Here is a 25059-nt window from a genome sequence, read left to right as displayed (position 1 = left end):
ACTTTTTATGAGAACGTTAAAACTGGTATGAGTACGCCTTCGGTCCCAGCCATTACGCTGCACCACCTCCTGCACCGCTATAAGGGCGGTAAGCATAATGACGGGCATGTTCTGTCTATTCCGCACTGGCAAGTTGAGCAGGGCGATATTGTGTTTTTACATGGAGATTCTGGTTCAGGTAAGTCGACTCTGCTCAATCTGTTATCTGGTGTATTAAGTCCAACCTCCGGCGAAATATCATTGTTGGGAGAATCCTTGACTACAATGAGTGGCTCGCAGCGAGATGCGTTTCGCGCCAGACATATCGGTGTGGTGTTCCAGACGTTCAACCTTATCCCCTATCTGCCGGTACTTAAAAACATTCAATTGGCCGCCTATTTTGGCAAGCAGGACCTTTCTCAGGTGCGTGAAAAAGCGCAACAGTTATTAAGAAATTTGCGTTTGGACGTCAGTGTGCTGGATAAGCCGGTTAATCAGTTAAGTATTGGACAGCAGCAGCGCGTGGCAATTGTCAGATCGTTAATCAATTCGCCCGAGATATTATTGGTCGATGAACCGACCTCTGCGCTGGATGCCTCAGCCCGTGACGCCTTCATGCAGGTATTGACCGAGGTGGTTAGACAGACCAATACCACACTGATTTTTGTCAGCCATGATAAGAGCCTGATGTCGTACTTTCCGACTATTACCGATATCAATGCACTTACCGGGCAGGAGGAACACTAGACATGTTGTTTACCCTAGCCCGTTTAAGCCTGCTTAGCCGCAAAAAAACCGTGTTACTCACTCTCGTATCTCTGACGATTTCTATGCTGGTGTTATTTGCTGTTGAGACGGTGCGGGTGCAGGCAAAAGACAGCTTTAACCGCACGATCTCTGATACAGACCTGATCGTCGGTGCGCCGAGTGGTCAGCTCAACTTGTTGCTCTACACCGTATTCAGAATAGGTACGCCGACAAACAGTATCAAATATGACAGTTATCAAATGCTGTCAGATAGTGAGTTGGTAGAATGGGCGATACCGGTTTCATTGGGCGATGCGCACAGAGGGTTTCGTGTGTTAGGCACGACCTCTGCTTATTTTGAACATTTCAAATACGGCGATAAGCGTTGGCTTAGCTTCAGGGATGGAAAACTATTTGAAACAGTGTTTGAGGCGGTGATAGGCGCTGATGTTGCCAGGCAGCTTGGCTATGAAGTCGGTGACAGTCTTGTAGTTGCGCACGGTATTGGTCATACAAGCTTTCATAAACATGAGCAATCGCCATTTATTGTCAGTGGGATTCTGAATGCGACAGGTACGCCAGTCGACAAGACAGTGCATGTCAGTTTGCGCGGTGTTGAAGCAATGCATTTGCCGCCTCATCAACTAGAGCAATTACATGATGATCCTGACGCGATTGCTTTAGCGCCTGATAAACTGAGCGCTGTATTTCTGGGCCTGACATCCAAGTTCGCAACACTGAGACTTCAGCAACAAATTAATACCTATCCACAAGACAGACTGATGGCCGTGTTACCAGGCGTGGCCCTTGCTGAGCTGTGGCAGCTGGTTGGCACAATGGAAAACGTGCTACGCAGTATTGCGGCACTAGTGTTGATTTCAGCATTATTCGGGCTCGCAACTATGCTGCTTGCGTCTATGCGGGAGCGTAAAGGTGAAATCGCCGTGTTACGTGTGCTCGGAGCGGGGCCAGCAAAAATTATGCTGCTAATTATGCTCGAGTCGATGCTGATGACGCTGGCGGCGGTAGTTGTCGCCCTTGTTGTGTTAGCGCTTGGTATAGTTACTTTGAAAGGCTGGCTGGCGGCTGAGTTTGGTCTGTTTTTGACAACCAACATCCTTACCCCCCAGTTATGGGGAGCGATGGGTGTTGTGCTCGTAGCCTCTGTGATTACGTCATTGTTTCCCGCAATGGAAGCCTATAAATCATCTTTGCACAGTCAGTTGTCAGGCAATAAATAAATTATTTAAAAAAGTCTGTAAGAAATGCGCGGCCTGGCTTACCAATAGGATATGACAGACAACACGTCTGAACGATCGAGCCATTGGAGAAGATGATGAAGGCATTGAGTAGTAAGGTTGAGATAAGTATTTTGTGGGCAGCGGCCATTCTTGCATCGGCTATTCTTGCTGACTCAGTGTTATTGTCCGTCGTATTGTTACCGGTTCTGGCCTATATGTCAGTACAGGCGTTGGATAGAAAGCAGCGGTGTCGCTAATCAACAAGGCTTGATAGTTGTCGTTGCACTTCCTTGATAACTGTATATACTACCAGGAACTGTATGGAAAAACAGGCTGGTTATGCGTCCACTAACTCCCAGACAAGAAGAAGTTCTCGAGCTCATTAAATCCACTATGGCAGACACCGGTATGCCACCCACTCGCGCAGAGATTGCCCGAACACTTGGGTTCAAATCGGCCAACGCCGCGGAAGAGCATTTAAAAGCCTTGCAGCGTAAAGGTGTGCTGGAAATCCTGCCCGGTACGTCCAGAGGGATAAAACTCAACGTACCCCTAGATGAACATGAGGAAGAGCTTGGTTTACCGTTAATCGGTCGCGTTGCCGCAGGTGAGCCTATTCTGGCGCAAGAGCACGTGGAAGCGCATTATCAGGTTGACCCAAACCTATTCCATCCCAGCGCTGACTTTTTGCTCAGGGTCAACGGTATGAGTATGAAAGACATCGGTATTCTTGATGGCGATCTGTTAGCCGTGCACCGCACTACAGATGTACACAATGGCCAGGTCGTTGTTGCTCGTGTTGATGAAGATGTAACAGTAAAACGGCTTGAGAAAAGAGGGCGTGAAGTCGTACTTCATGCTGAAAACGATGACTTTTCACCAATTAAGGTCGATTTGGCCTCACAACCTTTCAATATTGAAGGAATTGCGGTGGGCGTGATCCGCAACGCAGACTGGATGTAACACCTCAATTCATCGATATTTTCGAACGATTAGGAGAGCGGGCCACATGGCCCGTTTTTTTATGTCTTCGCCAAATGATAAGGCATTGAATGCTAACATTTATTTAATGTAACGCCTGTTTAAGGCTTAATTGACTAAATAATCACCAAAAACATTAAAAAACCAGACAAAGGACTAGACTAACATTTCGCTTTGGGTAATTCTTAGACACTGTTTAACAAGTGCATAACAAATTACTGTCTATCCATTCACAAATGATCGAGATTGCTAACAAATTACGCGACATTGGTTATGGAGAAATGGCTTGAAAAGACAGCGGAGGTGTTGAGTGAAGAAGACCCTGACCAGTCTGACAATACTGCTGACAATGCTCAGCAGTCACGCAGTGTTGGCTGAAACGGCCAGCAGCAAAGACCCCTATCAGCTAAACCTGACCAAAGGCGTTACTGATATCAGTCAACAGGTGTATGACTTGCATATGTTGATGTTCACCATTTGCGTCGTCATTGGCGTTATTGTGTTTGGGGTGATGTTCATTTCGATGTTCCTACACCGCAAATCGAAAGGCCATAAGCCTGCAAACTTCCATGAAAGCGTAAAAGTTGAAGTGGCGTGGACGGTTGTGCCCTTCATCATCCTCATATTTATGGCAGTGCCTGCGGCGAAAACGCTGATCGCGATGGAAGATACGACCGCGCCGGATATGTCTGTACTTGTTACCGGCTCACAGTGGAAATGGCACTACAAGTATATGGATCACGATGTCGAGTATTATTCGCTACTCGCCACTCAGCGTGAGCAAATCAATAACAAATTCGCCAAGGGCGAAAACTATCTGCTTGAGGTTGATAGACCATTGGTCATTCCGACAGGCCAGAAAGTCCGCTTCCTGATCACCTCTGATGACGTGATCCATAGCTGGTGGGTACCGGATTTTGCGGTCAAAAAAGACGCCAACCCTGGATTTATAAATGAAGCCTGGACGGTCGTTAATGAACCTGGTGTATATCGTGGACAGTGCGCGGAGCTATGCGGTAAAGACCATGGATACATGCCAGTCGTGGTCATTGCTAAAGAGCCAGCAGAGTTCGAGCAGTGGGTGGCACAGCAGGCTGCATTGCAGCAACAGGCTCGTGAAGAGGAGCAGCGCTTACTGTCGATGAATATGGAAATGTCAGATTTGATGGCAACTGGCGAGCGCGTATATCAAACCAACTGCGCAGCGTGTCACATGCCAAATGGTGAAGGTTTGCCTGGCGTATTCCCAGCACTGAAAGGTAGCCCAATTACTACAGCAGACAAGCCAGCACATATCGATATTTTGATAAACGGCCGTACGGGTACTGCAATGCAGGCATTCGGCAAGCAGCTGTCACTCAGCGAGCTGTCAGCAGTTATTACTTACACGCGAAACGCATGGGGCAACAACACAGGTGATGTGGTGCAGCCTAAAGACGTTTATGCAGTTATGAACGGACAATAGGGGGGTAGGCGACATGAGTACTGCAACCGACACCGCAAATGAAGATTTGCAACACGACCACCATGATGATCACCACGCTCACCATGCACCAAGTGGCATAACACGCTGGTTATTCACCACTAACCACAAGGACATAGGCACGCTCTACCTGTGGTTTGCGTTTATTATGTTCCTGATTGGTGGCGCCATGGCCATGGTTATCAGAGCTGAGCTGTTCCAGCCAGGTCTGCAGATCGTGGATCCTAATTTCTTTAACCAGATGACAACCGTGCATGGTTTAATCATGGTTTTTGGCGCGGTAATGCCTGCGTTTACGGGTCTTGCTAACTGGCTGGTACCGATGATGATTGGTGCACCGGACATGGCGCTGCCCAGAATGAATAACTGGAGCTTCTGGATCCTGCCTTTCGCATTTTTGATCCTGATCGGCTCGTTATTCCTGCCCGGTGGTGGACCTAACTTTGGCTGGACATTCTATGCGCCATTATCAACCACGTATTCCAATGACAGCACTGCACTGTTCGTTTTCTCTGTGCATATTATGGGTATCTCGTCGATTATGGGCGCGATCAACGTTATCGTGACCATCTTCAACATGCGGGCTCCTGGCATGACGTGGATGAAAATGCCGCTGTTTGTGTGGACATGGCTGATAACTGCATTCTTGTTGATAGCGGTCATGCCGGTGTTGGCGGGTGCTGTCACCATGGTACTGACAGACAAGTTCTTTGGTACCAGCTTCTTTGATGCTGCCGGCGGTGGCGATCCGGTGCTGTTCCAGCATATCTTCTGGTTCTTCGGTCACCCCGAAGTGTATATCATGATCCTGCCTGCGTTCGGGATCATTTCACACATCATTCCAACGTTTTCCCGTAAGAAACTGTTTGGCTACGCTTCCATGGTGTACGCCACCGCATCTATTGCGTTGCTGTCATTCATCGTATGGGCGCACCACATGTTTACCACGGGCATGCCGGTTGGTGCCGAGCTGTTCTTTATGTTCGCTACCATGCTGATATCAGTGCCGACGGGCGTGAAAGTATTTAACTGGGTCGCTACCATGTGGCGCGGGTCGATGACTTTTGAAGTGCCTATGCTGTTCGCACTGGCCTTTATTATTCTGTTTACCATTGGTGGTTTCTCAGGCTTGATGCTGGCCATTACGCCCGTAGACTTCCAGTACCACGATACCTATTTTGTGGTTGCCCATTTCCACTATGTACTGGTTACCGGTGCAATCTTCTCCATCATGGCGGCAGTGTATTACTGGTTACCAAAATGGACGGGCAAGATGTTTGATGTGACATTGGCGAAATGGCACTTCTGGTGTTCACTTATCTCCGTGAACCTGCTGTTCTTCCCAATGCACTTTGTAGGCCTTGCGGGCATGCCACGCCGTATTCCAGATTACTCGCTGCAGTTTGCTGACTTCAACAAATGGATCAGTATTGGTGGGTTCGCATTCGGACTGTCACAACTCATTTTCCTGGCAGTATTGATTAAAGCCAGCCGTAAACAGGGTGAGCCTGTAGACGACCGAGTGTGGGAAGGTGCCGAAGGACTTGAATGGGAAATCCCATCTCCAGCGCCTTATCATACGTTCGATACGCCGCCGGTTGTGAAGTAAGCCATTTTGATGAGCGAAAAGCAGGCGACACGGCCCGATAATCGGAACGGCAAGATGGTCATCAAACTGGTGACCATCGTTGTCGGCATGTTCGGTTTCGGGTTTGCACTTGTTCCGTTATATGACGTGTTTTGCGAAATTACCGGCATCAATGGTAAGACAGATAACACCGCAGCCGTGTATGAATCTGTCATCGTTGATGACAGTCGTACTGTGACCGTGGAGTTTCTTACTCGTACGCACACCGGTATGCCCTGGAAGTTTGAGGCGCAAACGCAGCGCATTGAGGTCCACCCTGGAGAGCTCAATACGGTCGAGTTTTATGTGCGTAATCCTGCTTCAAGGCCCATTATCGGTCAGGCGATACCCTCAGTGTCACCAGGTACTGCCGCGCTTTACTTAAATAAAACCGAATGTTTTTGTTTTAACCACCAGCCGTTACAAGCTGGTGAAGAGGCATTAATGCCAATGCAGTTTTATGTTGACCCGCAACTGCCGGAAGACATTAGCTTTTTTACTGTCCAATATACCTTGTTTGATGTCACAGCTAACGCGACAGAAACAGAAAAAATAGCCATGACGCAAAGGTAAAAGGAGAACACCATGGCCCAGCAAGAATATCAAAAATATTATGTACCCGAACAAAGCGTCTGGCCAATTGTTGGCGCGGTCGCCCTGTTCCTCATAGCAGTAGGAGCGGGTTTGTTTGTGATGCAAACCGTTAGTGAAACATGGAAAGGCGGTGGCATAGTACTCAGTCTCGGTCTACTTACCCTACTAGTGATGCTGGTAGGCTGGTTTAAAAACCAGATTGATGAGTCAATGTCTGGTCTTTACAGCGATCAGCTAGGCCGCTCCTACCGACAGGGCATGGCTTGGTTTATTTTTTCTGAGGTGATGTTCTTCGCCGCATTCTTCGGTGCTCTGTTTTATGCCCGTACAATTGCCGTGCCGTGGCTTGGCGGAGCCAGCAACAATGCTATGACCAATGAGGTGTTGTGGCCAACCTTTGAAGCCATGTGGCCACTGACATCGACACCAGATGGCACGACTACAACAGCAATGGGCTGGGCCGGATTGCCGCTGTACAACACGATCATTTTGATGGTGTCGTCCGTCACCTGTCACTTTGCTCATGTCTCGTTGGAGAAGAATGAGCGTAGCAAACTGACGATGTGGTTAGGCGCAACTATCTTACTTGGCTGTTTGTTCCTTGGACTGCAAGTCTACGAATACATCCATGCATATCGTGATCTGGGACTAACACTGCAATCGGGCGTTTATGGCAACACCTTCTTTCTGTTGACCGGTTTTCACGGCATGCATGTGACCTTGGGAACCATCATATTGATGGTGCTATTCTTGCGGATATTGAAAGGACACTTTACGCCTGAGAATCATTTCGCATTTCAGGCGGGGAGCTGGTACTGGCACTTCGTCGATGTGGTGTGGGTAATGCTGTTTATCTTTGTTTATATTCTCTGATGGTTTGGAGGCTCAACGCTGTTGAGCCTCTTTTTTTCAGACGGGAGGGATCAATAAGGCCTTGGGTTTGGCTCAATAAGCCCGGTGGCTACAGCAATTAAGATGAGCAAGATAATGAGGGCTGACGTCATAACCCGACGCCCAATAAATTTACTCATCGGCTCCTTTCCCGGTTCGTGGCGTATCATGATAAAAAACGCCTTACCAAGATTGAAGATCATAAACACCAGCAGTAACCCAATGATAATTTTTACGAACAACGTTTTCCCCTTACAACAGCGCGTGTAGATGTCCCCAACCAAAAACCAGAATATGAATCAGGGTACCTCGACTCGTTTTCGTCACTTTCCGATAATTGCAACCTTAGTCGCTTTCATAAGCGTTGTCATCCTGACATCACTGGGCTTGTGGCAGCTTGACCGAGCCGAACAAAAATCTGCAAGGCAGGCACATATACAGCGAATGGCCAGTCAGCGCACGCAGTCTGTCGAGATCGTCGCAGCCAAAGTCAAAAATAGCGATATAAGGGATATGCCCTTCTACGCAAGCTTAAAACCTGATACGTCTAAACTACTATTTTTGGACAACCGCACTCACAAGGGGAGAATAGGGTATGAGGTACTTGTACCTGCGCAGACAAACGCGGGTACCCTATTGGTTAACTTAGGTTGGATTGAAGGAACAGGCAGACGGGACACGTTGCCATTGGTGTCGTTAGCCAGCGAACCTGTCGTTTGGCAAGGTATTGCAGCAATCCCGTCCACCAATGCATTTATACGAGAAACCGCCCAGCCAGGTGGAGCCTGGCCGATGGTCATTCAGCAAATCGATCTTTCATTTATTACACAGGCACTGAATGAGCCGGTGTTGCCTTTTATCATGCAACTGACAGATGAGTCACCTGAGGGGTTCATACGCCAGTGGCAGCCTGTCGTCATGCCGGCTGAAAAGCATATTGGCTATGCGTTACAGTGGTTTGGCCTCGCGATAGCCTGTTTAGTTGTGTATCTGTTTGCAGTAAAAAACCGAATGAGACGTTATGATTCAAGCAAATAAAAAAAATAAGCTCAGCTTTATCCTATTGATTGTTGTGTTTGTTGTGCCCGTTATTCTCGCCAAATTAGCGTTGGACAATGACTGGTTTAACCGCGCTGCCACCAACAAGGGAGAATTATTAGACCCTGTCATCGATGCCTCTGCTCTGACCGGAGAATTACCACCGAAGTGGCGGCTACTTTATGTGGTGCCAGAAGACTGTGAAGCGACCTGTGCTAATGCGCTATTCAGCATAAATCAGGTATTCCAGGCGCTTGGCAAAGAGATGGACCGTGCTGAAGCGCTAGCGGTGATGGTGGAAAACAGCGATGTCAATGCATTGAGTAGCCTTACCGAATCCAATCAGCTAAAAGTGTTAACGTCTGATAATGAAACTGTAAATAAAGTGTTTAAAGATGGCGCTGTGGATGGTATTTTCGTACTGGATACCATGCATAACGCTGTGCTTCGTTATGCCACACAACAAGAGCAGCAAGAAGCAGTACTGCACAGTCGCGATATCCTCGCGGACATGCGTAAACTCCTCAAGCTGTCGCGCATCGGTTAGGAAAAAGTTTCATGAAGAAGTTAGTGCTTGCGAGCATTATTCTGGCTATGGTCGTGATTGTGCTGGGCGCATACACACGATTGACGGACGCGGGTCTTGGCTGTCCAGACTGGCCTGGATGCTATGGCCATTTAACCATCCCGCAAACCGATGAACATATCGAACGCGCCAACGCAGCTTTTCCGGACAGACCCGTAGAAGCGGAAAAGGCCTGGAACGAAATGATCCATCGCTATTTTGCCGCCACACTGGGGCTGCTGATTGTGATTATTTTTGCTATTAGCGTAGTTAAACGCAGTTATCAGTCACCATTAAAACTGCCGTTGTTTTTGCTGTTACTGGTTATGTTTCAAGGCGCGCTCGGCATGTGGACAGTGACATTAAATTTATTGCCGGCGGTGGTCATGGGGCATCTGCTGGGTGGATTTTCAGTGTTGTCCTGTTTGTTCTTGCTGTACTTGCGACTCACACCCTACCGTATCCCCGGCGGCGACTCACATATGCGTAAATATGCTAATTTTGCGCTGCTTGGTATTGGCATTTTGACCGTGCAAATTGCCCTGGGTGGATGGACGTCGGCCAACTATGCTGCGCTGGCGTGTACCGAATTACCGGTTTGTGAAGGCAACTGGGTAGAGAACCTTAATTTCTCCGGCGCATTCAGTATACCGGAAGCGGATAACTATGAATTTGGTGTCCACCCCTACGACGAACGAATGACAATGCACGTAGTGCATCGCTTCGGTGCGTTGGTGACCTTTATCTATTTGTGCTGGTTAGCACTCAAACTTTATTCTAACGCAGCGTCGGGCCTGGTGCGCTCATTGTCTGTGTTAATGGTAAGCGTATTGGGCGTGCAAATCCTGTTGGGTGTGAGCAATGTGGTATATAGCCTGCCACTTGCCGTTGCCGTCGCACACAACGCTGTTGCCGCGTGTTTATTATTAGTGTTGGTGATGCTGACCTACACGTTGTACCGAAAAACATAGGAGAGGCAAGGTGAGTAAAACACTTGCAGTTTCGCAGCAAAAAGCTACCACACATGTTTCAGCAGGGTGGCGTGACTATTATGAAATGACCAAGCCGAAAGTGGTGCTGTTACTGTTATTAACAGCGTTGGTCGGCATGTGCTTAGCCAGCGATACCTGGATCAGCTGGCAGGTACTTACCGCCGGACTGGCAGGTATCGGTATGCTGTCTTCCTCCGCGGCGGTGATTAATCATGTTGTCGATCGCCGTATTGACAGCAAAATGGCGCGCACCTTTAACCGTCCGGTTCCAAAGGGCAAGGTGTCACCGCAAAAGGCCTTAGTATTCGCATTTGTATTGGCCGTACTTGGCTATGTATGCCTGGAACTCTGGGTAAACCGCCTGACAGCCATGCTGACTCTGGCCAGTCTGGTTGGTTATGCCGTGGTGTACACCATGTTTTTAAAGCGTGCCACACCGCAGAATATTGTGATCGGCGGTTTGGCCGGTGCGGCGCCGCCGCTGCTTGGCTGGACCGCGGTAACGGGCGAAGTTCATGCATACGCACTGTTACTGGTATTGATTGTATTTACCTGGACGCCACCGCATTTCTGGGCATTGGCTATCCATCGAGAAAAAGATTACGCAAAGGCTGAAGTGCCAATGTTGCCAGTCACTCATGGCATCGAATTCACTAAAACGTCGGTGCTGCTGTATACCATCCTGCTGACGTTAATATGTCTGATGCCTTATCTGGTTGGCATGACCGGGCTTATTTACCTGTGCGGTTCGACGCTGTTGAATATGGGCTTCTTATACTATGCGTGGAAACTGAAATTTGATCCGGATGAAAACACGGCGATGCAGACGTTTAAGTTTTCCATTTTGCATCTGATGATTTTGTTTGTGGTATTGCTGGTAGATCATTACGCGAAATTTACGCTATGAATAAACACACCCTGATAGGCATTATCGCTATCGTGGCGTTAGGCGTTGGCTTATATGTCAGTACAGTGATAGCGCCTCCTTCTGCAGGCAATCAGCGTACGTTGTCGACCCGCTATCTGCAGACATACCCACAGCCCAGGGCACTATCCGAATTTGAACTAACCGATCATGATGGCGAGGCTTTTACCAACCAGAATTTGCTTGGCAAATGGAGCATCGTGTTTGTGGGATACACATTTTGTCCCGATATCTGCCCCACAACGTTGGCCGAGTTAAAGCGCATTTATCCACAACTGATCGAGAAAACCGGTAAAGATGCACTGCAAGTTATATTGATTTCAGTCGACCCAAAACGAGATACGACGGAACGCCTGAACCAGTATATAAACTTCTTCCACCCCGACTTTATTGCCGCGTCGGGCGAGCATGCGCAATTGTTCCCACTGGTAAGAAGCATGGGCATGATGTACGCCATGGCGGACAGCACAGACAATCCAAACTATCTGGTTGATCATAGCGCTTCAGTGGTCGTGGTGAATCCGAAAGGACAGGTCATTGGTCGCTTTAAACCAGAGCATGAGCCTGGGCAGTTGTCGATCAGCGACGCAGAGCAGATTTTGCATGACCTCCCCGTTCTTATTGCCGGGCCTTGAACATATCGCTTCGCCCGTCACAGGCTAGTGACGCAGAAACCGTTGCAGAGCTGATTATGTGCTCCGCACCTGACATTCTCACCTTTGTTTTTGGTCACGGAGACGACGTCAAACCCCGAGAGTTTTTGCAATCCAGTCTCGCGCAGCCAGACGGTCAGTTTGGCTATGCCAATCATATCGTAGCCATCTCAGATTCAAATATTGCAGGCGTGTATTGCCGCTGGCATGACAAATTGCCGGCAGATTTTGATCGTGCCACAGTCGATTCGATACATCGCTTTTTTGGTATCGAGGAGGCGATGAATATAATGTTTAGGAGCAGGGAAAGCACCCGCTTTTTTACACCACCGCAGGCCCATCAATTGTGCATAGGTCATCTTGCGGTGGATATGAAATATCGGGGTCACGGCATTGCCCGCGCCATGCTGGCCGACGCCATCGCCTTTGCCAGACAGATTGCCAAAACCCACGTCGTGCTGGATGTTGCACTGAACAACCAGCCAGCGATAGGCCTCTATTTAGCGAACGGGTTTATCAGAGGCGCTAGCACTGACGGCTATCTACGCATGATTTATGTGCTCTAATCGGGAAAACTACCGTCGGATCTGGGCACAAAAAACGGTTGTGAAAACCAATAGAATCGACCTGCTTGACTGACGCTTGGTGCAGTGCAGTTAACTCTTGAGCGTCCCACCGGCAGCGGGCTGTCAAATTGCACTGTGACTTTATTGTCATTTACTGTCACATCCAGCCTATCACCCGAGAAATAGCAGCCGGTCTGTTTAATGCGAACATCTTCAGTCTGAGATAGCAGATAAGAAAAGCTTCCCGGCGACTCTGTCGACTGACGCTGAGGGTCGTCAAACGGCAATTGGCTTACCGGCATTGCCAGGCTGTGTATTTTGTTTTTGAGTGTATTCAGATTGGCATAAATCCCGGCAGCGGGAAATCTTGGCAGGGCCGTAAAATCACTGTAGCTGGCAACGGCACCTGACTGCTGTGCAAAGCCAATAAAGCCCAGCTCACTGACGAGCTGCTGGATGGCCCGATTGTATTCCCCAAATGGATAAGCCAGATACTTAAGGCTGTAGCCCAGCTTATCTTGCAATAGCTGCTCGGCGCTGACGATATCCTGTCTGATACGATTCAGCCAGGCTGTGTGGGACTCATCTTTTTGGCGATCAAGTAAATGCAGATGCTCATTGGTGTGATTGGCGAACTGCGCACCATGCTTTTGCATCTCACGCATCTGTTCCCAGGTCATCTGATAACTGAAAGTGTCAATCATTGGCGGGTTAACGAACACCGTGAAGGGCATGTCGTAACGCTTTAATAAGGGAAACGCGTTTTCATAAATGTTGCGATAACCATCATCAAAGGTGATCGCAACGGCATTGTCAGGCAGTGCCTCGCCAGCTTGTAACGCCTCAATGATGGTCTGTAAAGGCAGCACTGTGGTGTGTTTATCAAGGTACTCCAGGTGTGTTTTGAATGTTTCAACGCTTACCGTGGTGGAAGGCGGTGTTTCACTGCCAACATGGTGGTACAGGAGGATTGTTGCGTTATCCATCGCCCTTACCGCCCCTGCGAATAACAGACATACGAACAAAAAGCATTGAAATCTACCCATCTTTCACCCACATTGGCCCTGTTGTACTTGGGCGGAACATTACCATTAGCAAGGCAAATACGCACGTCAGTCACACAAAGATTATCGGCCTGGCTGCGCCGATGATTCTGGCCAATGTCACCACGCCTCTACTCGGTCTGGTAGACACCGCTGTGCTTGGAAGAATGGGAGACAGCCATTTTTTAGCCGGTGCATCGATTGGCGCGTTGATCCTCACACAACTTTACTGGCTGTGTGGATTTTTGCGCATGGCAACCACCGGTCTGAGCGCCCAGGCAAAAGGCCAGCTAGGTCATAACCCCGATGGTCCGGCAAAGGTGTTTGTTCAGGGGGTCAGTGCAGGACTGCTGCTGGGACTGATGATCATTGCGTTGCAAGTCCCTTTGTTGAAGGCGGGGTTGGCGCTGTCTGACAGTCAGGGATTAATGGCACAAAGTGTTACTGATTACTTTCAGGTGCGTGTTTGGGGTGCCCCGGCCGCACTGATTAACCTTGCACTGATTGGTTTTCTTGTCGGTCAGCAACAGACCCGACAGGTGATGTTCATCCAAATCATTATGAACCTGCTTAATGCCGCCCTGAATCTTCTATTTGTTTATCGGTTTGGCTGGCAGGTTGAAGGCGTAGCGGCAGCCAGCGTCATTGCAGAATATACGGGCCTCTTTTTGGCGATGCTTGTCGCGTTGCCAAAACTGCGTCAACGGCTGTTATTAAGTGGCCTGTGGATGTGGCTGAGCGTGTCTTCATTGCGCGATATGCTAAAGATCAACGGCAATATGTTACTGCGCAATATGGCATTACAGCTATGTCTGGCGTTTATGGCGTTTCAGGGCGCGCGTATCGGTGAAATGACAGCGGCGACCAATGCCATTCTGATGCAGTTCTTTGTGTTGATTTCGCTAGGTTTGGACGGTGTTGCCTACGCCGTGGAAGCTCTGGTTGGTGAAGCAAAAGGACGTCAGGACCGCTCACAACTACAGCGCGCAACCTATCTGGGACTGTTGTGGTCAGGATTGTTTGCCCTATCCTACAGTGCGGTATTTTTTGTGTTCGGCGATGCCATTATCGTCCTGCTGTCAGACCAACCTGAGTTGCAACAACACGCCTCTCAATTTCTGGTTATCGTGTGGTTATTGCCTGTCATTGCACACTGGTGCTTTCTTTACGATGGCGTCTTTGTTGGATTAACAGACGCAGCGTCGATGCGCAATACTATGATAATCAGCGCTATTGCTGTGTATTTTCCTGTATGGTGGAGCGCGCAGCACTACGGAAACTGGGGCTTGTGGACCGCACTGCTGGCATTTTTCGCGGCACGCGGACTGTCACTGGGCTACCTGTTCCATAGACGTTACGGTTAAGTAGCGGCTACCACTTTATCGGCGTTCTATCTCTGAAAAACATACCGTTAGGTCCGTCTTCAGGAATGCAAGCCAGCCATATAGCGGTATCTGCTCCCTGCTCCGGTGTGCGAGGCGCATCTTTACCGCCCATGCGGGTGTGTACCCAGCCGGGACACATCGCATTAATTTTCACATTGGTATTCTCAACGGTTTTTGCGCTGGTGACCGTAAGCGCATTCAGCGCTGCTTTGGATGTTGAATAGTTAAGCGGCCCGGCTAACCCTTCATAAAACGACCCATAGCCTGAGGATAGATTTACAATACGGCCAAAGTTTCGTTCAAGCATACCGGGTAATGTCAGTTTGGTTAGCTGCATCGGTGCCAATACATGCACCTGCATTGATTCCTGCATTTTTTGCATATTGCTGCCAAGAAATGGCTCATCAAGGTTAATACCAGCATTGTTGATCAGAATATCAATGTCGCCGTAGGTTGCCACTGCGCGTGAGAAATGATCCGCAATTGACTGCTCACTGGCTAAATCCATGTCGACAACATGTACGTCCTGACTGGGTATGTGCGTCAATGCCTGCTCAGCGTGCTCAGTGTCGCGCGCACCGAGCAGCACCTTGTAGCCCAGTTTGGATAGCCCATCAACAATCGCCAGACCAATACCTCGATTACCCCCGGTGATTAGCGCGCATTTCGTCATTCGTATACTTCTTAGTGATGAGTAGACTTAAGTATTAGGCTAGAAGTGAAAGCGCAGATAATCAACTAGCGCTGTGTTAATCATCAGCACGAATAATCAGCCATACTACCCCATGCTGAAGGGCGAAAAATGATGCATCTCGCAAGGCATTAACACCGGCTTCTACCTGCCACATCTGAAAAAATGCGCCCCCAAAGGCGCCGAAAATTCCAAACCATATCACTACGGCCAGACTGGTCCCGGCCAATGCCAATGTTTTAGCTTGATTGAACGTAGCTGAATCGGCATTGCGCCGCACAAACATATCAATAGCACCCTTGCCAGCCAGCAAACCGGCAGCGAGTTCAAGCAAAATAATGATCCACAGCATGATTTGCACAAGCAATGGAGACGTTACTGCGAAGCCAAATGTATTAGGGTAGGCCTGATGGCCTTCCATCGCTGTCATCGTACCAACAAACCACTGCGCTGCGCTGAGATTGGCAATATTCTGAATGGCGTAGAAAAGACAGAATAATGATGCAAACAAGGCGAGCAGAATTTTTATTGCGCGATTCATGGACGCTCCTTAGTTGTCTAACAGAGTGTCAAGAAAGCGTAGTGGTGTTTCAGCAATTAGGGCAAATAATTGACCTACTTTCCATTTGAGATGTTAAAACTTGGGAGGGCGTGGGCGACGTTCGATGAAACGGGAAAAACGGTTGGCAAAAATACCGACATAACCATACATTGCGATTGCAAAGCCTGCTAACACGATGGCAATCCCGGCGTGATAAAGATATTCAATAAATTGTGGGCTGAACTGAATGCACAGTGCTCCTACAAAAAATACAATCAGGCCCACTTTAAAGTGGGCCCAGCTTTTTTGTGGGTGACTACCTAGCCTGAACAAAGTCAGGCGTATTTTTTCGCGCATCAATAATAGCTGTGCTCACCCGCCTCATGCTCGGTTGCATCTTTCACCGCTGTCACTTCACCAGCGAAGCGTTCCAGCATTTGCTTCTCTATGCCGTCTTTCAGGGTCACATCTACCATCGAGCAACCATTACAACCACCGCCAAACTGCAATATGGCAACGCCATCCTCGGTCAGCTCCATTAGCGCGACCATGCCGCCATGCGCTGCCAACTGTGGGTTAATTTCCGACTCGATCATGTATTGAATACGCTCAATCAGCGGTGCATCATCGTCCACTCTACGAGCTTTTGCATTCGGCGCTTTCAATGTTAATTGCGAGCCCATCTGGTCAGTCACAAAGTCAATTTCTGCTTCTTCAAGAAATGGCGCACTCTCCTGATCAACAATGGCATCAAAGCCATTGAATGGCAGGCGTGTATCCGATTCTTCAATCGCGTCCGCCGGGCAATATGACACGCCGCATTCAGCGGTAGGGGTACCAGGGTTGACCACAAAGACGCGAATGTGTGTGTTCGGCTCTTGATTAGCCAATAGTTTGCCGAAATGTGCCTGAGCTTCTTCGGAAATAGAAATCATTGGTTAACTTCCTGAAATTCACTTGCCGCTAAGGATAACAAAATTACTTGAGTAAATCACTCAAGTATATGCTCGAGTCGCTGTCTTTCAGGTAAACATTCAGACCTTTGAAACATCAACGATCGTTTTTGGTTGTGGTAAGGTAAAAGATTAACAATCACAACAACAAACCTATAGGATCCTACCTTATGCGAAGACATTTTCTTGCATATGCGTTCACTGTTTTCAGTGTGCTGCTGACGATTCATTCTGCACAAGCGGTGATGAAAGCAGAATCTGATTTGCAGTATTTACCTGACAATATTTCGTATGACCCTAATGTACCTACCCCTTCGCAAATACTCGGTGCGCCTGTGGGGACCTGGCATGTACGCCACGACCAACTCGCTCAGTATATGCGCACGCTGGCACAAACCTCAGACCGAGTTTCCGTCAAACAGGTTGGTACCACGCACGAGAACAGACCGCTATTGATTATGACGTTTGCCGATCCAGAAAAGATGGCAAACGTTGAACAAATCAGACAGAAACATCTGGACAGGATTGCCAGTGGTAAGGCAGCGGATGAGGATGACCCACTGGTGTTGTGGATGGGTTACAGTGTGCATGGCAATGAGCCATCAGGTGCCAATGCCTCCATGCTAGTCGCTTATTATCTCGCTGCCGGTCAGGGCGGTGAGGTACAACGCTTGTTAGACAATGCCATTATCATTATGGAGCCGTCGATTAATCCAGATGGATTATCAAGGTTTGCCCAGTGGGCGAATATGCACAGAGGCAAAACGCTGGTGTCAGACCCAGCCCATCGGGAGCATGATGAGCGCTGGCCCTCGGGACGCACCAACCACTATTGGTTCGATTTAAACCGTGACTGGTTGTTGCTTACCCATCCTGAATCAAGAGCCCGCATCGCACAATATCACCAGTGGCGCCCTCACGTGTTAACCGACTTTCATGAGATGGGTACCAACAGTACTTATTTCTTCCAGCCCGGTGTGCCGTCGCGAAAACACCCGCTCACGCCTATGACTAACGTGCGCTTAACAGAAGCTCTGGGACGTTTTCATGCCGACGCCCTAGATGCCGCTGGCGCGTTATATTTTACTGAAGAGTCATTTGATGATTTTTATTATGGCAAAGGTTCTACTTACCCCGATGCGCACGGCACCATAGGCATATTGTTCGAGCAGGCCAGCAGCCGAGGGCACCTGCAGGACTCTATCAATGGCCCGCTGAGCTTCCCCCAGACTATCCAGAACCAGGTCACGACATCTATGTCGACGTTCGCTGGCGCACTGGCCAATAAGCAGGCGCTACAGGAATATCAGGTTGAATTTTTCAATAGCACCAACGACATGATTAAGTCCGACGAACTGGGTGGCTATGTCATCAAGCGAGGCAAAGATCACAGCCGTTTCGATGCCATGCGTGATATCCTCAACCGTCATCAGATTGCTTCTTCTGTATTGCAGCAATCGGTCGAGGCAGATGGACAAACTTTCCCGGCCGGAGACAGTTTATTCGTGAGTCTGGACCAGCCCCAGCATCGCCTGATTAAATCATTGTTTTCTACCCGCAAGCTGTTTGATGACAACACCTTTTATGATGTATCCAACTGGAATCTGGCGCTGGCGTTTAATCTGGATTTCGCTGGCTTAACCAAGCGTCAGATACGTCGAATAGATTCAGCGCCTGAATTCTCTTCTAAGCAACTGCCAGAGCTCAACAGTGCAGCTGTTGCCTATGCTTTTGACTGGCATGACTATCAGTCGCCGTCACTGCTACAGGCGCTGCTTGTTAATGGTGTGCAGGTCAGATTGGCAGGCGAGCCTTTCAGTGCTGATGTTGGCGGAACAGTACGTGAGTTTAGCCGTGGCACTGTGGTTATCCCATCTGCATTGAAGCAGCCAGTGAACTGGCAGCAGCTTATACAGGAGCAGGCCGCGCAGCGAAATATAACTCTGTGGTCGGTAACAAGTGGCCTGACGCCTACCGGGATTGATCTTGGTAGCCGCAATATGCAGCCTGTGAATGCGCCAAAAATCCTGTTGGTTGGCGGACTTGGCACCTCCCAATATGAAGTGGGGGAAATCAGGCATTACCTGGATACCCGGGTTGGCGTTGCCGCAACACTGGTCGATCTTGACCGCCTGGGAAGCACGGCACTCGACAATTACACCCATATTATTTTCGCATCAGGACGTTACAGCAGCGTATCAGAGCGCACCGCTGACAAGATTAGCGATTGGGTGAAAGCCGGTGGTGTACTTATTGGTCAAAAATCGGCTACGCAGTGGTTTGCCACACAAAAGTGGCTCAATGCTGAGTTCGTCAGTAATGATGCCATTGACGATGCGTTCGATACGTCCAGTATGGTGTATGAAGATCGTGAAGCATTGCGTGCACAAAAGCTTATCGCAGGTGCGGTGTATAAAACGCAGCTCGACTTAAGCCATCCGCTGGCTTACGGCTTCGAGCGTACGCAATTGCCAATGTTCAAAACCAGCAATGCGATCATGAAAACCCCAGACTCGCCGTTTATTACTCCAGCGACGTACACAGAGTCTCCATTAATGGCGGGTTACACGGCAGAGCCGCTGCAGAAGATGGTTGCCAATTCCGCCGCCGTTGTTGCTCATCGCGTCGGTCAGGGCCGCGTGATTGGCTTTTTGGATAACCTGAATTTTCGGGGCTACTGGTATGGCACCAGCAAAATGATGAGCAATGCAATTTACATGGCCGAGTTCATCGACGCTCGCGCCAACTAGCACCTTGATTGGGCGGTGGTGTGATGGCCATCGCCCAACAATCAATGCGCAACGATGGGTAAGCGCGATGTAACAGGCGATAAATGGCTTGCAGCGTTGAGCCGGTCGTCACCACGTCATCTACGATGGCGACATGGTTGACCGCAGGTGCCTGCTCCAATCTAAATACATTATGCATGCGCCTGCGTCGCGCTTCACCTCCATGTCCTACCTGAGGCGCACTACGCCTCTCTCGGGATATACATCTCTGGTCCACAGGTATGCGCAATTGCTTGCCGATTTGCGAGGCCAGTTCTGTGCTTTGATTAAAACGACGCGTTAGCCAACGGGTCCAGTGCAGAGGAACCGGGATCAGCGCGTCAGGCGGATCGATGAGGTGTTGCTGAGCAAGATCGCAGAAAATATGAGCCAAGGCCCGACCATGGCTCAGCCTGGCTGAATATTTCAGGCCCTTGATCAGGCGGTTTACTGGGGGCTGATAATACAAAGGAGATAGCAGTCGGGGAAAGCTCACGCCAGGTAAACTGCGCTGAACCTTGGGCAGTAACATCAAATTGTGCTGGCAACTCTGCCAATCCACTACCGGCAGGTCGTCATAGCAGTAAGGACAGATAAGGTCTCGACTAGGCTGATAGCACAGCAAACAAGAACGGTTCTCTAACAGGCGTTGAAGAAGTGATAACATACGCGTTTACAAAATTGGCAAAACAACGCAGTGTCAGCCGTGTTGATTACCGACACAACTGCACAAAAGGATAGTATGACTCTACGGCTTTTTACCGAAACCCGCGGCTCTGGCCCTGATTTGGTGCTGTTGCACGGTTGGGGCATGAACAGTGGTGCATGGGAAAAATTTGCAGAATCACTGTACGGCGATTTTCGGCTGCATTTTATTGATCTGCCCGGATTTGGCCGCAATGCAGATATTATGCCTTGCCATTATAGTCTTGAAGCCGTATCTGATTTGATTGCGCCTCACATTCCACAGGGAGCGATGCTGATGGGCTGGTCTTTGGGGGGGCTGATAGCACAGCACATTGCTATTCATCGAATGGCTAATTTATCCATGATGGTAATGATGACCAGCACGCCACAGTTTGTTGAAACAAACGACTGGCCTGGTATAAAACCCAGCATACTGCAACAGTTTGAACAGCAACTGGAACATGATTTCAGTAAAACGTTAGAACGTTTTCTTGCCATTCAGGCCATGGGTAGCGCAACTGCACGACGGGATATGAAGGCGATCAGCCAGGCAATTTCTCAATATCCTTTACCTAACGTTGACGCACTGCGCAAAGGACTGATGCTGTTATCTACCGTTGATCATCGCAAACGACTTGCCGAAATTTCGGTTCCGAGCCATTGGATTTTTGGCCGTCTTGATAGTCTGGTGCCACGCACTTTGCATAGGCGCATTGAGCAACTGCAACCGGGTGCGCAAAGTCACCTTATTGAGCATGCGTCTCACGCCCCATTTATTTCTCACCCGCAGGAGATTTATCGACTGCTGATACACATCGGTAACGGTCTGTAATAACCGACAGCAATAAATCTTTACACCGTGATGAGAAAGCAGCCTAACGACAGACTTTAAAAATAAGGCAAATTGGTTAATAATTAACCGTGAGGTATTGAGGAGAAGTGTGTCTTGAATGCACTAAGTAACAATGTGAATGCCGCCATCGTATCAGGCCAGTTAGGTCTGCAGCGCGCGTCTGATGGTATTACACAAGCGTCGACAAACATCGCACAACGCGTTGCGGGGGCATCCCCTGGCCAACCGCGTGATGTGAATGATGTGCTTGCCGATGCGGCTTCTCAGTCTCTTTCGTCAATACGACAGGTGTTACCTTCAGGAGGAGATAGCTTGACCAATGACCTGGTTGGATTGTCGGTCAACAGCATCAACGCTCAGGCATCTGCTAAAGTACTTGATACGGTGAATGATACGGTTGGCCGTATCATCGATGAGCTGGCGTAATCTTATGAACATTGTCACGCCAGTCCCTACATCACTTGTTTTCACGACGGCAAACGTTAATACCGAATCGGCTCGTCGCGATAACGTATTGCGTGAAACCGTACCACAAACAGCAAATACCGACGGCTCTGCAGCCGAAGCGGGGCTGGGCTCGGAATCTGATCGTGCCAGACGGCAAGGACAACCACCGCAACCCGTAACCTATGAGCGCCCGCAATCCAACGCTCAGGGGCAAGCTGATGCCAACTCCGGACTCGGACAGTCAATTGATCAAGACAATGCTGACGACCCCAGCGCTGGACGAGAAAATGCAGAGTCTCGTCAGCAAGAGCAGCAAGAACGGGCCGAACAACAAGAAATTCGTTCTCTCAAAGAACGAGATCAGGAAGTACGCGCGCATGAACAAGCCCATGCTTCAGTCGGCGGACAATACGCTGGAGCTCCCAGCTATGAGTTTGAAACCGGTCCTGACGGACAGCGCTATGCCATAGGCGGCGAAGTCTCCATCGATATTTCTAAAGAGGATTCACCGGAAGAAACCTTACAGAAGATGCAACAGGTCAGAGCGGCCGCGCTGGCACCGGCAGAGCCGTCTCCACAGGATCTGCGAGTCGCAAATGAAGCGGCTCAGCGTGCATCTGAAGCCCGACGTGACATTATTGAAGAGAGTCGTGAGCAGCTTGAAAATGCTTCACAGCGTGACCCTGGTGAGCCTCGCGTAGACAGCTTGGCGCCAGAATTAGACGATATCGTGGAGGGCGTAGACAACGGTGCGCCAACTCGCTCGTTAAGCGGTGGTGCGGCTGAGTCTGTCAGCCTTGAGGAAGTACAGGAACGCCAATCTGACCGGGCGGAGTCTGCACTGGGCGCTCGTACCTTACGAGAAGACCCTGTAGCTGAAGCCGCCGGACTGGAAACACCCACTCAGGATCCCACTATTGGTCGCAGGGTAGCAGTCATTCAACAGTTCTACGGCTCAGTGGCAACCCCTCGCCCTGAAGGGTTGCGTCAAACTGCTTAAGCGCCGCTCCCTGGCGGTGAGTATTATTTCTTCGCTTTGGCGAAGGCTTCTGCAAACGCATTACCCATCGCACTATTGCCCTGCCCTGACGTACTTGATCTGCTTTTTGCAGATCGTGGCCTGGTTTCATGATTCTGCCTGTTCGCTGCCGACTGTGGCTTTTTGGCAGCAGGTTGCTCGTCAAGACGCATGGTAAACGCAATACGCTTGCGCTGCACATCGACCTCTAAGACCTTCACTTTGACAATGTCACCGGCCTTAACGACCTCTCTGGGATCCTTGATGAACTTATTGGTCATCGCGGAGATATGCACCAGACCATCCTGATGGACGCCGACATCCACAAAAGCGCCGAAGTTCGCCACATTACTCACGACACCTTCCAAGATCATGCCGGGCTTGAGGTCGCTAATCGACTCTACGCCTTCTTTAAAGTTGGCGGTTTTAAATTCAGGGCGAGGATCTCTACCTGGTTTATCCAACTCTTTGATAATGTCCTGCACCGTCGGCAATCCGAATGCGTCGCTGGTGAACTCTTCAGGAGATAATGCTTTCAACAATGCACTGTTTCCTATCAAGTCATTTACTGCGGCACCTGATTTGCTCACGATAGCATCGACAACCGGATAGGCTTCTGGATGCACAGCTGAGGCATCCAACGGATTCTCGCCGTTGACGATGCGTAAAAAACCAGCCGCCTGCTCAAACGCCTTGGGCCCCAGACGGTCAACTTTTAACAGCCCTTTACGGTCACCGAACGCGCCATGCTGGTCACGATACTGCACGATGTTATGTGCCAACGTGCGATTTAGCCCGGACACATGGGCCAGCAGTGCCGGTGAAGCCGTATTGACGTCCACGCCGACGGCGTTAACGCAGTCCTCTATGACATTGTCCAGAGACTTACCGAGATTAGACTGGCTGACGTCATGTTGGTATTGACCCACGCCAATGGCTTTGGGCTCAATTTTGACAAGTTCTGCCAACGGATCCTGCAAACGACGAGCAATTGACACTGCACCACGCAAAGATACATCTAACTCAGGTAATTCCTGGCTGGCCAATTCAGAGGCGGAATACACCGATGCACCGGCCTCGCTCACAACGATTTTCTGTAACTTCAATTCTGGATTTGCCTTGATGAGCTCAGCAACCAGCTTGTCGGTCTCGCGAGATCCCGTGCCGTTTCCAATGCTAATCAATTGGACCTTGTACTGCTGACACATATTGGCCAACGTGCGTGCCGATTTATCCCACTGATTCTGCGGCGCATGTGGATAAATGGTGTTGGTGGCGATGACCTTACCGGTGGTATCAACGATGGCCACTTTGACACCCGTACGTAAGCCTGGGTCCAATCCCATGGTCACCTTTGCTCCGGCCGGTGCTGCCATCAGCAAATCGTTCAGATTCTTGGCGAAAACTTCGATGGCATCATGTTCGGCACGCTCCCGCAATGCACCGAACAGTTCGGTTTCCATGTGCAACAATATTTTGATTCGCCAGGTCCACTGCACGACCTGTTTGAGCCAGCTGTGCGCTGGCTTACCAGAGTCCACCAGTCCGATATGTTGTGCGATGATGTCTTCGCAGTGAGAGTGACGATTGTCTTGTTCGTTTTGCGGGTCTGCATCCAGAGACACATGTAAAAAGCCTTCATTACGACCACGGAACATCGCTAAGGCGCGATGTGATGGCGTATCTTTAAGCTTTTCGGTATGTGCGAAATAGTCAGAATACTTGGCGCCTTCCTTTTCCTTACCCTCTACTACCTGACTCTTAATGTGGGCCTGGTTTTGTAGAGAACGGCGTATTTTGCTTAGCAACTCCGCATCTTCGGCAAACCGTTCCATCAGAATGTAGCGCGCGCCTTCAAGTGCCGCTTTAGCATCCGCGACGCCGTTGTCTGCCGAGATGTATTGCTCGGCAACATCTTCTGGCACCAGACTATGATCATTGAATAAACTGTCCGCCAGTGGTTCAAGCCCCGCTTCAATTGCAATCTGACCTTTGGTTCGACGACGCGGTTTATAAGGCAGGTAGAGATCTTCCAGGGTGGTCTTGTTATCGGCTGCATGAATTTTGCCAGCCAGTTCTTCACTGAGTTTGCCCTGCTCCTGAATGGACTTAATGATAACCTGACGGCGTTCTTCCAATTCTCTTAAATAGCCCAACCGTTGTTCGAGGTTTCGCAACTGGCTATCATCTAAACCTTGTGTGGCTTCTTTTCGATATCGCGCAATGAAGGGGACGGTAGCGCCATCGTCAAGCAGTGCGACGGCGGCCGCGACTTGCTCGTTCTTAACCTGCAGTTCGCTGGCAATTTTCTCTATGATCATGCTGGTACTCGTTGATGAGACTGTGATTTGTTCGTTGTTAATAAACGCTGTGAGCGGTATGAATGAAAAA

Annotated in this window: 27 protein-coding genes; 19 read left to right on the top strand and 8 right to left on the bottom strand. The window is 49.5% G+C overall.

Annotation, left to right across the window (positions count from 1 at the left end):
- Positions 1-27: 27 nt before the first annotated feature.
- The 8 genes from G441_RS18420 to G441_RS0110180 all read left to right on the top strand — a co-directional run bounded on the left by G441_RS18420 (position 28) and on the right by G441_RS0110180 (position 7525).
- A complete protein-coding gene (locus tag G441_RS18420) occupies positions 28-726 on the top strand; it encodes an ABC transporter ATP-binding protein (RefSeq protein WP_034474808.1) in 699 nt (232 codons plus the stop codon).
- 2 nt (positions 727-728) lie between these two features.
- A complete protein-coding gene (locus G441_RS0110205) occupies positions 729-1967 on the top strand; it encodes an ABC transporter permease (RefSeq protein WP_026376263.1) in 1239 nt (412 codons plus the stop codon).
- Between the two features lie 92 nt (positions 1968-2059).
- Positions 2060-2224 (top strand): hypothetical protein, encoded by a 165-nt coding sequence (locus tag G441_RS19675; protein ID WP_169726071.1) that lies wholly within the window; start codon positions 2060-2062, stop codon positions 2222-2224.
- Positions 2225-2306: 82 nt separating this feature from the next.
- On the top strand, positions 2307-2930 hold the full coding sequence (lexA, locus tag G441_RS0110200) for a transcriptional repressor LexA (protein WP_026376262.1): 624 nt from the start codon (positions 2307-2309) through the stop codon (positions 2928-2930).
- 367 nt (positions 2931-3297) lie between these two features.
- On the top strand, positions 3298-4413 hold the full coding sequence (gene coxB, locus G441_RS0110195; protein ID WP_051275488.1) for a cytochrome c oxidase subunit II: 1116 nt from the start codon (positions 3298-3300) through the stop codon (positions 4411-4413).
- 13 nt (positions 4414-4426) lie between these two features.
- Positions 4427-6040 (top strand): cytochrome c oxidase subunit I, encoded by a 1614-nt coding sequence (gene ctaD / locus G441_RS0110190; RefSeq protein WP_026376260.1) that lies wholly within the window; start codon positions 4427-4429, stop codon positions 6038-6040.
- A gap of 9 nt (positions 6041-6049) precedes the next feature.
- Positions 6050-6631, top strand: a complete 582-nt coding sequence (locus G441_RS0110185) for a cytochrome c oxidase assembly protein (protein WP_026376259.1) — start codon at positions 6050-6052, stop codon at positions 6629-6631.
- 12 nt (positions 6632-6643) lie between these two features.
- Positions 6644-7525, top strand: coding sequence for a cytochrome c oxidase subunit 3 (locus tag G441_RS0110180; RefSeq protein ID WP_026376258.1), 882 nt, complete (start codon positions 6644-6646; stop codon positions 7523-7525).
- A gap of 50 nt (positions 7526-7575) precedes the next feature.
- On the opposite strand, the gene G441_RS0110175 is transcribed toward G441_RS0110180, so the two are convergent.
- The gene (locus tag G441_RS0110175) at positions 7576-7785 is read right to left on the bottom strand and encodes a DUF2909 domain-containing protein (protein WP_026376257.1); all 210 of its coding nucleotides are present in this window, start codon (positions 7783-7785) and stop codon (positions 7576-7578) included.
- 28 nt (positions 7786-7813) lie between these two features.
- Between G441_RS0110175 and G441_RS0110170 the strand changes: the two genes are divergently transcribed.
- From G441_RS0110170 to G441_RS0110145, 6 genes are read left to right on the top strand one after another with little or no spacing between them, the layout of a single operon-like run.
- Positions 7814-8581, top strand: a complete 768-nt coding sequence (locus tag G441_RS0110170; RefSeq protein ID WP_084407339.1) for an SURF1 family protein — start codon at positions 7814-7816, stop codon at positions 8579-8581.
- On the top strand, positions 8565-9128 hold the full coding sequence (locus G441_RS0110165; RefSeq protein ID WP_026376255.1) for a hypothetical protein: 564 nt from the start codon (positions 8565-8567) through the stop codon (positions 9126-9128). The genes G441_RS0110170 and G441_RS0110165 overlap by 17 nt, the downstream gene beginning before the upstream one ends.
- An 11-nt stretch (positions 9129-9139) precedes the next feature.
- Entirely contained in the window at positions 9140-10117 is a 978-nt protein-coding gene (locus G441_RS0110160; protein WP_026376254.1) for a COX15/CtaA family protein, read from the top strand.
- Between the two features lie 10 nt (positions 10118-10127).
- The gene (cyoE, locus tag G441_RS0110155) at positions 10128-11045 is read left to right on the top strand and encodes a heme o synthase (protein ID WP_026376253.1); all 918 of its coding nucleotides are present in this window, start codon (positions 10128-10130) and stop codon (positions 11043-11045) included.
- Entirely contained in the window at positions 11042-11698 is a 657-nt protein-coding gene (locus tag G441_RS0110150; RefSeq protein ID WP_026376252.1) for an SCO family protein, read from the top strand. Before cyoE ends, G441_RS0110150 begins: the two co-directional genes overlap by 4 nt.
- A complete protein-coding gene (locus tag G441_RS0110145) occupies positions 11695-12282 on the top strand; it encodes a GNAT family N-acetyltransferase (protein WP_026376251.1) in 588 nt (195 codons plus the stop codon). The genes G441_RS0110150 and G441_RS0110145 overlap by 4 nt, the downstream gene beginning before the upstream one ends.
- Here the strand turns inward: G441_RS0110145 and G441_RS0110140 are convergent.
- Positions 12279-13268, bottom strand: coding sequence for a polysaccharide deacetylase family protein (locus tag G441_RS0110140; RefSeq protein ID WP_240485118.1), 990 nt, complete (start codon positions 13266-13268; stop codon positions 12279-12281). The two genes, G441_RS0110145 and G441_RS0110140, sit on opposite strands and share 4 nt — an antisense overlap.
- Before the next feature lie 161 nt (positions 13269-13429).
- On the opposite strand from G441_RS0110140, the gene G441_RS0110135 reads away from it, so the two are divergent.
- Positions 13430-14689 (top strand): MATE family efflux transporter, encoded by a 1260-nt coding sequence (locus tag G441_RS0110135; protein ID WP_084407338.1) that lies wholly within the window; start codon positions 13430-13432, stop codon positions 14687-14689.
- 7 nt (positions 14690-14696) lie between these two features.
- Here G441_RS0110135 and G441_RS0110130 read toward each other — a convergent pair whose 3' ends face one another.
- From G441_RS0110130 to nfuA, 4 genes are all read right to left on the bottom strand, one after another.
- A complete protein-coding gene (locus tag G441_RS0110130; RefSeq protein WP_026376249.1) occupies positions 14697-15383 on the bottom strand; it encodes an SDR family NAD(P)-dependent oxidoreductase in 687 nt (228 codons plus the stop codon).
- Positions 15384-15459: 76 nt separating this feature from the next.
- Complete coding sequence (locus G441_RS0110125) at positions 15460-15942, bottom strand: DUF2165 family protein (protein ID WP_051275486.1); 483 nt, start codon at positions 15940-15942, stop codon at positions 15460-15462.
- Between the two features lie 93 nt (positions 15943-16035).
- Positions 16036-16299 carry a hypothetical protein gene (locus G441_RS0110120; protein WP_051275484.1) on the bottom strand — a complete coding sequence of 88 codons (264 nt, stop codon included), beginning with the start codon at positions 16297-16299 and terminating at the stop codon, positions 16036-16038.
- Positions 16299-16877 (bottom strand): Fe-S biogenesis protein NfuA, encoded by a 579-nt coding sequence (gene nfuA / locus G441_RS0110115; RefSeq protein WP_026376246.1) that lies wholly within the window; start codon positions 16875-16877, stop codon positions 16299-16301. The genes G441_RS0110120 and nfuA overlap by 1 nt, the downstream gene beginning before the upstream one ends.
- 188 nt (positions 16878-17065) lie before the next feature.
- On the opposite strand from nfuA, the gene G441_RS0110110 reads away from it, so the two are divergent.
- Positions 17066-19645 (top strand): M14 metallopeptidase family protein, encoded by a 2580-nt coding sequence (locus tag G441_RS0110110; RefSeq protein WP_084407337.1) that lies wholly within the window; start codon positions 17066-17068, stop codon positions 19643-19645.
- On the opposite strand, the gene G441_RS18415 is transcribed toward G441_RS0110110, so the two are convergent.
- Positions 19623-20330 carry a ComF family protein gene (locus G441_RS18415; RefSeq protein WP_084407336.1) on the bottom strand — a complete coding sequence of 236 codons (708 nt, stop codon included), beginning with the start codon at positions 20328-20330 and terminating at the stop codon, positions 19623-19625. The genes G441_RS0110110 and G441_RS18415 overlap by 23 nt on opposite strands.
- 75 nt (positions 20331-20405) lie before the next feature.
- Here G441_RS18415 and bioH point away from each other — a divergent pair, with 75 nt between their 5' ends.
- The 3 genes from bioH to G441_RS0110090 all read left to right on the top strand — a co-directional run bounded on the left by bioH (position 20406) and on the right by G441_RS0110090 (position 22650).
- On the top strand, positions 20406-21182 hold the full coding sequence (gene bioH / locus G441_RS0110100) for a pimeloyl-ACP methyl ester esterase BioH (RefSeq protein ID WP_026376244.1): 777 nt from the start codon (positions 20406-20408) through the stop codon (positions 21180-21182).
- Between the two features lie 114 nt (positions 21183-21296).
- Complete coding sequence (locus G441_RS0110095; protein ID WP_026376243.1) at positions 21297-21629, top strand: hypothetical protein; 333 nt, start codon at positions 21297-21299, stop codon at positions 21627-21629.
- A 4-nt stretch (positions 21630-21633) separates the two neighbouring features.
- Positions 21634-22650, top strand: a complete 1017-nt coding sequence (locus G441_RS0110090; RefSeq protein ID WP_026376242.1) for a putative metalloprotease CJM1_0395 family protein — start codon at positions 21634-21636, stop codon at positions 22648-22650.
- Between the two features lie 23 nt (positions 22651-22673).
- Here the strand turns inward: G441_RS0110090 and G441_RS0110085 are convergent, their stop codons facing one another.
- Positions 22674-24989: a Tex family protein gene (locus G441_RS0110085; protein WP_026376241.1), complete on the bottom strand. Its 2316-nt coding sequence runs from the start codon at positions 24987-24989 to the stop codon at positions 22674-22676.
- Positions 24990-25059: the final 70 nt, after the last annotated feature.

The sequence above is a fragment of the Aestuariibacter salexigens DSM 15300 genome (assembly GCF_000429145.1).
GTDB classification, from domain to species: Bacteria; Pseudomonadota; Gammaproteobacteria; order Enterobacterales; family Alteromonadaceae; genus Aestuariibacter; species Aestuariibacter salexigens.
The sequence above is the reverse complement of the archived record's forward strand: the minus strand, read 5'-3'. Positions and strand labels throughout refer to the sequence as shown.

Bases quoted from the DNA above. Each gene is read 5' to 3' on its own strand.
- ctaD (WP_026376260.1), top strand. From the start codon at position 4,427: ATGAGTACTGCAACCGACACCGCAAATGAAGATTTGCAACACGACCAC.
- G441_RS0110120 (WP_051275484.1), bottom strand. From the start codon at position 16,299: ATGCGCGAAAAAATACGCCTGACTTTGTTCAGGCTAGGTAGTCACCCA.
- G441_RS0110160 (WP_026376254.1), top strand. From the start codon at position 9,140: ATGAAGAAGTTAGTGCTTGCGAGCATTATTCTGGCTATGGTCGTGATT.
- G441_RS0110090 (WP_026376242.1), top strand. From the start codon at position 21,634: ATGAACATTGTCACGCCAGTCCCTACATCACTTGTTTTCACGACGGCA.
- G441_RS0110130 (WP_026376249.1), bottom strand. From the start codon at position 15,383: ATGACGAAATGCGCGCTAATCACCGGGGGTAATCGAGGTATTGGTCTG.
- G441_RS0110205 (WP_026376263.1), top strand. From the start codon at position 729: ATGTTGTTTACCCTAGCCCGTTTAAGCCTGCTTAGCCGCAAAAAAACC.
- G441_RS19675 (WP_169726071.1), top strand. From the start codon at position 2,060: ATGATGAAGGCATTGAGTAGTAAGGTTGAGATAAGTATTTTGTGGGCA.
- G441_RS0110110 (WP_084407337.1), top strand. From the start codon at position 17,066: ATGCGAAGACATTTTCTTGCATATGCGTTCACTGTTTTCAGTGTGCTG.
- G441_RS0110150 (WP_026376252.1), top strand. From the start codon at position 11,042: ATGAATAAACACACCCTGATAGGCATTATCGCTATCGTGGCGTTAGGC.
- G441_RS0110135 (WP_084407338.1), top strand. From the start codon at position 13,430: ATGATTCTGGCCAATGTCACCACGCCTCTACTCGGTCTGGTAGACACC.
- G441_RS0110085 (WP_026376241.1), bottom strand. From the start codon at position 24,989: ATGATCATAGAGAAAATTGCCAGCGAACTGCAGGTTAAGAACGAGCAA.
- G441_RS0110140 (WP_240485118.1), bottom strand. From the start codon at position 13,268: ATGGATAACGCAACAATCCTCCTGTACCACCATGTTGGCAGTGAAACA.
- lexA (WP_026376262.1), top strand. From the start codon at position 2,307: ATGCGTCCACTAACTCCCAGACAAGAAGAAGTTCTCGAGCTCATTAAA.
- coxB (WP_051275488.1), top strand. From the start codon at position 3,298: ATGCTCAGCAGTCACGCAGTGTTGGCTGAAACGGCCAGCAGCAAAGAC.
- G441_RS0110125 (WP_051275486.1), bottom strand. From the start codon at position 15,942: ATGAATCGCGCAATAAAAATTCTGCTCGCCTTGTTTGCATCATTATTC.
- G441_RS0110165 (WP_026376255.1), top strand. From the start codon at position 8,565: ATGATTCAAGCAAATAAAAAAAATAAGCTCAGCTTTATCCTATTGATT.
- G441_RS18415 (WP_084407336.1), bottom strand. From the start codon at position 20,330: ATGTTATCACTTCTTCAACGCCTGTTAGAGAACCGTTCTTGTTTGCTG.
- bioH (WP_026376244.1), top strand. From the start codon at position 20,406: ATGACTCTACGGCTTTTTACCGAAACCCGCGGCTCTGGCCCTGATTTG.
- G441_RS0110170 (WP_084407339.1), top strand. From the start codon at position 7,814: ATGTCCCCAACCAAAAACCAGAATATGAATCAGGGTACCTCGACTCGT.
- G441_RS18420 (WP_034474808.1), top strand. From the start codon at position 28: ATGAGTACGCCTTCGGTCCCAGCCATTACGCTGCACCACCTCCTGCAC.
- G441_RS0110185 (WP_026376259.1), top strand. From the start codon at position 6,050: ATGAGCGAAAAGCAGGCGACACGGCCCGATAATCGGAACGGCAAGATG.
- nfuA (WP_026376246.1), bottom strand. From the start codon at position 16,877: ATGATTTCTATTTCCGAAGAAGCTCAGGCACATTTCGGCAAACTATTG.
- G441_RS0110180 (WP_026376258.1), top strand. From the start codon at position 6,644: ATGGCCCAGCAAGAATATCAAAAATATTATGTACCCGAACAAAGCGTC.